Origin of the sequence: Dickeya poaceiphila (genome assembly GCF_007858975.2) — a bacterium.
Classification (GTDB): domain Bacteria; phylum Pseudomonadota; class Gammaproteobacteria; order Enterobacterales; family Enterobacteriaceae; genus Dickeya; species Dickeya poaceiphila.
This window is the reverse complement of record NZ_CP042220.2, coordinates 1,149,217-1,158,506: the sequence shown is the minus strand read 5'-3', so window position 1 is coordinate 1,158,506 and position 9,290 is coordinate 1,149,217. Positions and strand designations below refer to the sequence as shown.

General features: G+C 53.3%; 7 protein-coding genes. 4 read left to right on the top strand and 3 right to left on the bottom strand.

Annotation, left to right across the window (positions count from 1 at the left end; genetic code table 11):
* Positions 1–236: 236 nt before the first annotated feature.
* The 4 genes from Dpoa569_RS05185 to pelI all read left to right on the top strand — a co-directional run bounded on the left by Dpoa569_RS05185 (position 237) and on the right by pelI (position 4,203).
* Positions 237–749 carry a hypothetical protein gene (locus Dpoa569_RS05185; RefSeq protein WP_042871938.1) on the top strand — a complete coding sequence of 171 codons (513 nt, stop codon included), beginning with the start codon at positions 237–239 and terminating at the stop codon, positions 747–749.
* Positions 750–978: 229 nt separating this feature from the next.
* Positions 979–2,118 (top strand): ribosomal protein uL16 3-hydroxylase, encoded by a 1,140-nt coding sequence (locus Dpoa569_RS05180; protein ID WP_042871942.1) that lies wholly within the window; start codon positions 979–981, stop codon positions 2,116–2,118.
* Positions 2,119–2,260: 142 nt separating this feature from the next.
* On the top strand, positions 2,261–2,449 hold the full coding sequence (locus Dpoa569_RS05175; RefSeq protein WP_042871943.1) for a YjfB family protein: 189 nt from the start codon (positions 2,261–2,263) through the stop codon (positions 2,447–2,449).
* 719 nt (positions 2,450–3,168) lie between these two features.
* Positions 3,169–4,203, top strand: coding sequence for a pectate lyase PelI (pelI, locus tag Dpoa569_RS05170; protein WP_042871945.1), 1,035 nt, complete (start codon positions 3,169–3,171; stop codon positions 4,201–4,203).
* Positions 4,204–4,331: 128 nt separating this feature from the next.
* Here pelI and Dpoa569_RS05165 read toward each other — a convergent pair whose 3' ends face one another.
* From Dpoa569_RS05165 to hutH, 3 genes are all read right to left on the bottom strand, one after another.
* Positions 4,332–5,423, bottom strand: coding sequence for an iron-containing alcohol dehydrogenase family protein (locus tag Dpoa569_RS05165; RefSeq protein ID WP_128569763.1), 1,092 nt, complete (start codon positions 5,421–5,423; stop codon positions 4,332–4,334).
* Positions 5,424–5,593: 170 nt separating this feature from the next.
* Positions 5,594–7,285, bottom strand: coding sequence for a urocanate hydratase (gene hutU, locus Dpoa569_RS05160; RefSeq protein WP_146411119.1), 1,692 nt, complete (start codon positions 7,283–7,285; stop codon positions 5,594–5,596).
* A gap of 13 nt (positions 7,286–7,298) precedes the next feature.
* On the bottom strand, positions 7,299–8,855 hold the full coding sequence (gene hutH, locus Dpoa569_RS05155) for a histidine ammonia-lyase (RefSeq protein WP_042871948.1): 1,557 nt from the start codon (positions 8,853–8,855) through the stop codon (positions 7,299–7,301).
* Positions 8,856–9,290 lie beyond the last annotated feature (435 nt).

Sequence of the window (9,290 nt, the reverse complement as noted above, 5' to 3'; positions counted from 1 at the left end):
ATATAAAACAAAATTATACGCGTATTACATAAAAAACCGGGAAAGGAAAACAGAAAACGCCATCCTTTATGAGAAAAATAGAGCAATACTCTGTCATAATAGAATCTAATTCTCTCAACCAAATCGAGCGTAGCGTTAAAATTATTTTATTTGTTCAATAAAAGCCCGTCAGATACCATACAGGCGATTGCCATTCTTACTGGTGATAGCGTTGTACATTAACACACGGAGTGATTATGTTAGAAATTGTGACAGGGACGCCATGGTGGGTGTTGGTAATTTTAGCTTCAGCCACATTCTATTGTATGACCTTTTGTTTTCAGAAAGATGTTAGCGTTAAGCTGTTGTTGCTTATTCCAGGCTGCTTTATGATTTTTTCAATAATATCATTACTGCAGCATGGCAACATACTCATTTCCTGTCTCATGTGGGTATCAGGCTGTATAGTGGGTGGCATGGTAGCCAATCGACTTTTTTCATCTCAAACCTATCGCCCAGGTCGTAAGGAAGGCACGGTAACTGTGCCAGGAACGTATTCTGTTATTACAATTTTTTTATTCTATTTCCCTTTCCGCTATTATCTCGGCTATCTTCAGGCTACCTCGGTTGATCATATCCTTAGCAGCCCGATGGTTCTGCTATTAGCGCTAGTCTCCGGTGGTATTGTCGGTTTCTTCACGCTTCGTGCCTATATTATTTTTTTGCGCTACAAAACATTACGCTACAAAACAATGAATATAAAAAAATAGCTTAACGTGTAATAACGCTCAGTGCTTTTTGGGGCGCGACATGTTTATACCCAAAATAAGTCGAGTTGCAGACAACCCCGCTCACCTGCAACTCGGATCATGACGACTATAACCAGCATTCCAGCACGGTGACGACGACCTCAACACACGACCTTGACCAATGACAAGGCGCTACTGGTGTCAGCCTCTTTATAATCAAGCCCGTTTGTCTTCTCACTGGTGTGAATGTATGGCTTATCAACTTAACCTTAACTGGCCTGAATTTTTAGAAAGATACTGGCAAAAACAACCGGTTGTCCTAAAAAACGCCTTCCCGAACTTCATCGATCCGATTACGCCGGATGAGCTGGCCGGCCTGGCCATGGAACCGGAAGTAGACAGCCGTATCGTCAGCCATGTCAACGGCGAATGGCAGGCGTGGAATGGGCCGTTTGAGCAGTTTGATCATTTAGGAGAAACCGACTGGTCCCTGTTAGCTCAGGCGGTTAACCATTGGCATGTACCGTCAGCCGAACTGGTGCGCCCGTTTCGCGTACTACCGGACTGGCGTTTAGACGATTTGATGATCTCCTTTTCCGTACCGGGCGGCGGCGTCGGACCGCATATCGACCAGTACGACGTATTTATTATTCAGGGTATGGGTCGCCGTCGTTGGCGCGTTGGCGATAAGCTGCCGATGCGCCAGTTCTGTCCGCATCCGGCACTGCTGCATGTTGATCCTTTCACGCCGATCATTGATGAAGAACTTGAACCGGGCGATATTTTATATATTCCGCCGGGCTTCCCACACGACGGATTCACCTTTGAAACCGCACTCAACTACTCGGTCGGTTTTCGCGGACCCAACGGCAGGGATTTAATCAGCAGCTTTGCCGACTATGCGCTGGAAAACGATCTCGGCGGCGAACACTACAGCGATCCGGATTTAACCTGCCGGGAACATCCAGGCCGGGTGGAGCAGTATGAGCTTGATCGCCTGCGTACGATGATGATCAACATGATCAATCAGCCGGAAGATTTTACACAATGGTTCGGTCGCTTCGTGAGTACTCCGCGCCATGAGCTGGACATTGCTGCGGCAGAACCCCCCTACGAGCCGGATGAGATAGCCGATGCGCTGCTGGCCGGCGAAGTCCTTACCCGCTTAAACGGGTTACGGGTACTGCATATCGGAAACCATTTTTTCATTAATAGTGAAAAATGGGATACCGTCGCTCCGGACGCTGCCGATGCACTGTGCCGTTACACCACTATCGGTAAAAAGGAACTGGGTGAAGTACTGCACAACCCGGCTTTCGTTGCCGAATTAACTGGATTGATCAATCAAGGCTACTGGTTCTTCGACGACGACGTTGCGGACGCTCAATAGTGTGATGAAAAGAACGGCAGTTATACGCAACGTCTGCTAGAGTAAAGTTTGAGCAAAAAACGCCGATATTATTAAAGATGCTGGTGCAATACACGGCCAGCATATCGGTACTTCCCCAGCCCCAGACAATAGGATAATCAAGATGGATGCATCACAGATTGCAATGCTTTCCACTGGTCTTAGTAACATGCAGCTTAGCGGTGAGCTGAGTACCACTGTGTTGAAAAAATCTCTGGATAATCAAAAAGACACCGTAAATAGCCTCATCCAGTCGATTCCACCACTGCCTGCCAATCCGGCAATTGGACGCAATATCAACACCACTGCGTAATGGCCTTTTGTCTTATCAGGAACGCCGTAGTACTGGTTTCCCGATAAAACAGGCTTTGCAAACCCGGCGCGTCATACAACCCGCCGGGTTTCTTTTGCGGCCTCAGAGGCGACCTCGACAGCCCGTTATTCGGATAAGCCAGGTAATAAAGCAACACACCTGCAACGTGAAATATGACGGGTATATTTGAGTAGTTTCCACATTCTGCCTTCAGGAATGAAAATCAGCATGACAGTTTCTTTTTTATTTCCAACTTGCGGTGGGTGACATCAAATTCAACATTACATTGATAGCTATTATTTTCTACTCAATTATCACGTGGTGGTTCGCCCGTGGCGTAAGAAGTCAACATCTCACTTATAGTAAATTAAAACACATACCGTATTATTTGCACGTTACCTATATCCCTGCCAGGCAATCTCTTGCATACATAAAAATCAATTCAAAAAAAATAAAAAATTGATGCTTGTCACATGTGTTTTTATATTTTTTATTCGTACGTCACAAATAATCATGATGGAATTCTCCTTTCATAATCAGAGAATAAGACGGATGACTCACCCCAAAGATTATTTTTCAAAACATCGTTTTATTTTAATAAAATTTTTTATTTTTTGTTCTATAGTAATCTCGATACTTTCAGGAAGTACCCGCTTTTATTTATTTCTTTCTCTCAACTGAATGAGAGTCAATACCTGTGGGATTTACAAGGAGATTGTATGTTTAAGTATGTATTGCCTCTGTGTGCACTCGCTCTGGCGGCACCATCGCTTGCGACCCAAACCACACTGATGTTGTCCCAGAAAAGTGATGTCAATTATCTGGGCTGGTCTACCGATGCCAGTAAAGTCGTGCGTCAGGAAGTATATCGCGGCACAACCAGTAATCCTGACCTGCGTGAACGCATCGCCGTGCTGGATGCAGAAACCCGCACCTTTAACGATGCCGATACCAATAGCGGCGTCAACTACTGGTACTGGGTGGATGTTGTCAGCGACAATCAAAGCCAGACCGTTTCGAATGCCGTGACCACCGCACCGAGCACCGGTCCGCTGCGTGCAGCGAAAGCCAGCTCTGAGTGTAAACCGGGCGCCACATTCGAAAACCGCACCGTCGATTGCGGCGGCGTGACCATTGGTACCTCCTGCCCGAATGACAGCGATAAACAAAAACCGCTGATCATCCTGAAAAACGCCACGGTGAAAAACCTGCGCATTTCGGCCTCCGGCGGTGCGGATGGTATTCACTGTGAAAGTGGCGACTGCACCATTGAAAACGTCATTTGGGAAGACATCTGCGAAGATGCCGCAACCAATAACGGTAAAACCCTGACCATCATTGGCGGGATAGCGCATAACGCCAAAGATGGTTACGGCGGAAAACCGGACAAAGTGCTGCAACACAACTCCAAAAACAGCACCACCGTGGTGAAGGGCAACTTTACCCTGACCGGTGAACACGGAAAACTGTGGCGTTCCTGCGGTGACTGTTCCAACAATGGCGGCCCACGCTTCCTGAACGTCATCAGCGCCACCGTTAACGGCACCATTGACAGCATTGCCGGCGTTAACCGTAACTACGGTGATGTGGCAACCATCAGTGGTCTGAAAATCAAAAATTATAAAGAAGGCAAACCGCCAGTCTGCGAGGAATTCAAAGGCGTGGTGAAAGGCCAGGGGTCAACGGAAAAATACGGTGAAAAGTGGGACACCGCCAACTGCAAGGTGAGTCATTCCGGCGTCAGTAAACTCTGACAGGGTCATCTGACCGATTGAAACACTACACGGGCTTCCATAAGTATCAATCAGACAAAGACCGGGTTCGCCCGGTCTTTGTTATTGCCGTACCTGCAGGGCGATACGGCTCCGTCATCGTTAACGCATTACCCGACAGTGACGCACACCGCCAGCGTTCCAACCCGGCGAATCGCCTGATGCAACTGCGACTCCGTCACGCTAAACGGCATGTTCGCCATATCCGGCGCATCAATCGAGGCACGAACAATCTCCGCCAGTTCGTCTGCCGACAGATCCGGGCAGATAGCCTCCAGCGTCAGCGGCACCGCACAAGCATGAGCCAGCCGAATCGCCGCCAGCAACTCCTCATCGCTGCGTTGTTCCAGCGCCAGCAGACACAAATTGCCGAAACCGACCAGCAAGCCGTGACCAAATTCACGGGTTTTATCACAAACGGTAAACCCTTCATACAACGCATGGGAAGCAGCCGCATGAGCGCCGCTGGCCATCAGCGATGTCAGCCCGGCAAACAGGAAAATGGCATCCAGCACCTGGTCCAGCGCATCATTGGGTTGCCCATCCATCACCGCGCGACAAGCCGACTCACCGTACTGTTCTATCAAGCGAAAGCAGATCTCGCTGTTAGCACGTGACGACGCGGCAAAACCATTGCTATTGTCACCCTTATCAATCGCGCGAAATTCATACCACTTGGCCAGCGTATCCCCCAACCCGGCAGCCAGCCAACGCAGTGGCGCACCTACCAGCAGCGCGCTGTCTATCACCACGGCGGCAGGCGCCACCGGCAGGTGATACAAATCATGGAAATGACCGTCATCATGGTAACGTACCGACAGCGGCGTCACCGCCGCACAGGTGGCGGCAATGGTCGGCAACGTCACTACCGGAATGCCGCACTGAAACGCCACCGCTTTTCCCGTATCCAGCGCTTTACCGCCACCGACCGCCAGCACCACATCGCTGTCCGTTTCACGCACCCGCGCGCACAACCGTTCTATCTGACTGACGCTGCACTGCTCACCGGACCACTCCACCGCCGTCAGCGTTACCCCGGCCTGCCGCAGTTGCTCAATGATCAGAGTCTGCGTGGCCGCCAGAGCCTGATGCCCTCCTGCCACCAGGACCCGACTGCCGAACCGGGCGCAAACGTCGCCCAACTGTTGACTCACCCCGGTGCCACGTAACACGGTGGCTGGAAAGAAAACCTGCTGCATTATGATGATTCCTGTCTGCTATCGTTATAAAACATAGAATTAACCGCAAACTATTACTATAAAACAGCACAGCAAACATCAGATCATTGTCTTATCGATTCTGGCCTGTTCGGTTAGCATCGCTCAGGTGACGTCCCGCCGTCTCGCAAGCGTACGGGACCCACCTCGCCGTGTTATTTCACCATCGGCAAATTCAACTGATGCGCCGCCGCACAAGCTTTGGCGACGTCGTAACCGGCATCAGCGTGGCGCATCACCCCGGTAGCCGGGTCGTTCCACAACACACGCGCCAGCCGGGCATCCGCCTGTTCGCTGCCGTCGCAGACAATCACCATTCCGGCATGTTGTGAAAAGCCCATGCCAACGCCGCCGCCGTGATGCAGACTGACCCAGGTCGCGCCGCCTGACGTATTCAACAGCGCGTTGAGCAGCGGCCAGTCTGATACCGCATCCGAGCCATCCTGCATCGCTTCCGTTTCCCGGTTGGGCGAGGCCACCGATCCGCAATCCAGATGGTCGCGGCCAATAACGATCGGCGCTTTCAGTTCACCGTTACGCACCATTTCATTAAATGCCAACCCGGCCAGATGCCGCTCTCCCAGCCCCAGCCAGCAGATGCGCGACGGCAGCCCCTGAAAAGCGATGCGTTCACGCGCCATGTCCAGCCAGCGGTGCAGGTGGTGGTTATCCGGAAACAGTTCTTTGAGTTTGGCATCGGTCTTGTAGATATCTTGCGGATCGCCAGACAACGCTACCCAGCGGAACGGTCCTTTGCCTTCGCAAAACAGCGGACGGATATACGCCGGAACGAAACCGGGGAAATCAAAGGCGTTACGCACGCCCTCATCCAACGCACGCTGGCGAATATTGTTGCCGTAATCCACCGTGGGTACGCCCATGTGGCAAAAATCCAGCATTGCCTGCACGTGTACTGCCATCGACGCACAAGCGGCCTTGACTACCGCTTCCGGATGGCTGGTGCGCTCCTGCTGCCAACGTTCCACACTCCAGCCTGCCGGCAGATAGCCGTTGAGCGGGTCATGGGCGGAGGTCTGGTCGGTGACGATATCCGGTTTCATCCCCCCCGCCTTGGCGCGTTTCACCAGTTCCGGCAACACCTCGGCGGCATTGCCGAGCAGGCCGACAGAGATAGCTTTCTTCTGCGCACAGGCATCGGCGATCATCGCCAGCGCCTCATCAAGGGTATTGGCTTTATAGTCGAGATAACGGGTACGCAGCCGGAAATCGATACGGGATTCCTGACACTCCACCGCCAGCACCGACGCACCGGCCAGCACGCCGGCCAGCGGCTGCGCGCCGCCCATGCCGCCAAGCCCGGCAGTCAGAATCCATTTGCCGCTCAGATCGCCGTGATAGTGCTGGCGGCCAGCCTCCGCGAAGGTTTCATAGGTACCCTGCACGATGCCCTGCGCACCGATGTAAATCCACGACCCGGCAGTCATCTGTCCATACATCATCAGCCCGGCTTTATCCAGTTCATGGAAATGTTCCCAGGTAGCCCAGTGCGGCACCAGATTAGAGTTGGCAATCAACACCCTGGGCGCATCAGCGTGGGTACGAAATACCCCGACCGGCTTACCGGATTGCACCAGCAGCGTTTCATCCGCTTTCAACTGGCGCAGGCTGGTCAGAATAGCGTTGAAGCAGTCCCAGTTGCGGGCCGCCTTACCGATACCGCCATACACCACCAGATCTTCCGGCCGTTCGGCCACATCCGGGTCAAGATTGTTCTGGATCATGCGGTAGGCGGCTTCGATCAGCCAGTTTTCACAGTGCAGTTCGGTGCCATGCGGCGCACGGACAACACGAGCAACAGAAGACGTCGTTGAAGAAGAGGTGGTCATGGCAAATTCCTTATCAGACAGAAGCCGGAGCAAAGGCATAACTGGGTAACAATGCAGTGATAACAGACGGCCAGCGATGACTGCTGGCCCACTGTCGCATCAGGTCAATATCGGTCGCCATCAGGCGGTCATGGTCTAAAAACGCTACCTGTTCACGCACCTGTTCCAGTTCACGTTCCAGTAGCGGTGAGCTTTTCAGTGGGCGATGGAAATCGATGCCCTGTGCCGCGGCCATGGCTTCAATCCCTACCACAGTGGCGGTGTTAAAGCACATGCTGCCGAGACGGCGGGCGGCATAGGTCGCCATCGATACATGGTCCTCTTGATTGGCGGAGGTCGGCAGGCTGTCTACACTGCCGGGGTGAGCCAGCGACTTGTTTTCCGACGCCAGCGCGGCGGCGGTGACCTGAGCTATCATGAAGCCGGAGTTGACGCCGCCGTCATTAACCAGAAACGGCGGCAGCCCGGACAACGTGCTGTCCAGCAACAGCGCCATGCGCCGTTCAGAAATAGCGCCGATTTCCGCTACCGCCAGTGCGATGATGTCAGCGGCAAACGCGACCGGCTCAGCATGAAAATTACCGCCGGAAATGACCTCGTCGGTTTCCGGAAACACCAGCGGATTATCCGACGCGGCGTTGGCTTCGATGCACAACACACGAGCGGCATGGTGTACGTTGTCCAGACACGCGCCCATCACTTGCGGCACGCAACGAATCGAGTACGGGTCTTGCACCCGGCCACAGTGGGCATGTGACTGTAAAATCTCGCTATCTGCCAGCAAAGCGCTGACCGCCGCCGCTACCGCAATCTGTCCTTGCTGGCCACGCGCCTGATGGATGCGAGCATCAAACGGCTTCACCGAGCCTTTGATTGCCTCCAGTGATAGCGCGCCCGCCACCAGACCGGCGGCAAACACCTGCTCAGCCTCGAATAATCCGCGCAGCGCCAGCGCAGTAGACACCTGGGTGCCGTTGAGCAGCGCCAGCCCTTCTTTCGGCCCCAGCACCAGTGGTTTGACGCCCGCCCGCGCCAGCCCCTCAGCCGACGGGATCAACACGCCATCGACCCGCGCCTGCCCTTCCCCCAGTAACAGCAGCGACAGGTGCGCCAGTGGTGCCAAATCGCCGCTGGCGCCCACCGAGCCTTTCTCTGGAATACAGGGCATTACCCCGGCGTTAAACAGCGCCAGTAAGGTGTCGATGACCTGCAACCGCACCCCGGAATGCCCACGCGCCAGACTAATGATTTTGGTCGCCATCACCAGACGCACCACGTCATCCGGTAGCAGATCGCCAATGCCGACACTGTGCGACAGCACCAGATTGCGCTGTAACTCCGCCAGCCTGTCAGCCGGAATGCGAGTCTGGGCCAGCTTGCCAAAACCGGTGTTGATGCCATAGACCACCCGGTCCTGACGAACAATGCCTTGCACCGTTTCCTGTGCTGTCGCCACCGCTGTGCGGGCTTGTTGTGCCAGCGTCAGGGTGACATGTCCCTGATACACAGCGCGCAGCGTGGCGAGATCCACCGTGCCGGGCGTCAGGCAATAGTTTCGGGTTTGTGACATATATCTAATCCTGTATAGACAAGTAAGACTAAAAAAAATCCAGCTGACTTCATTTCCTATTATCCAGCCGGCCCGTATGTCTCATCCTGCTTTCCCCGACAGACGCGCCCTTCAATGCATCAGCGCCTGTCAGGCTTCACCACGAATCACCGTCATTCCCACGCGTTGCGCGCTATAAATTCCGGTGAGATTTTAAGTGTATAGCCGCCTGGTCGGGGAAAATCCACCGTCATGTTGGTTTTACGCCGACCTGTTGCAGCATACCGGCTCCCGCTTCTGTTCGGGAAAGAAAAAGGCGGTCACCCTCAAGTGTATAATCTTGTCTATACAAGCAAGAGCCATGCCAGAGCATGGCGAGAATGCAACAACCGGCACAACAGCGGGAAAAACATCGGAAAAAGCGGTAAGTAATAGCGGGGTTGACGAATCCGAACA

Excerpts from the sequence above, each read along its gene's own strand:
- hutH (WP_042871948.1), bottom strand. The coding sequence starts at position 8,855 with ATGTCACAAACCCGAAACTATTGCCTGACGCCCGGCACGGTGGATCTC.
- Dpoa569_RS05185 (WP_042871938.1), top strand. The coding sequence starts at position 237 with ATGTTAGAAATTGTGACAGGGACGCCATGGTGGGTGTTGGTAATTTTA.
- Dpoa569_RS05180 (WP_042871942.1), top strand. The coding sequence starts at position 979 with ATGGCTTATCAACTTAACCTTAACTGGCCTGAATTTTTAGAAAGATAC.
- pelI (WP_042871945.1), top strand. The coding sequence starts at position 3,169 with ATGTTTAAGTATGTATTGCCTCTGTGTGCACTCGCTCTGGCGGCACCA.
- Dpoa569_RS05175 (WP_042871943.1), top strand. The coding sequence starts at position 2,261 with ATGGATGCATCACAGATTGCAATGCTTTCCACTGGTCTTAGTAACATG.
- hutU (WP_146411119.1), bottom strand. The coding sequence starts at position 7,285 with ATGACCACCTCTTCTTCAACGACGTCTTCTGTTGCTCGTGTTGTCCGT.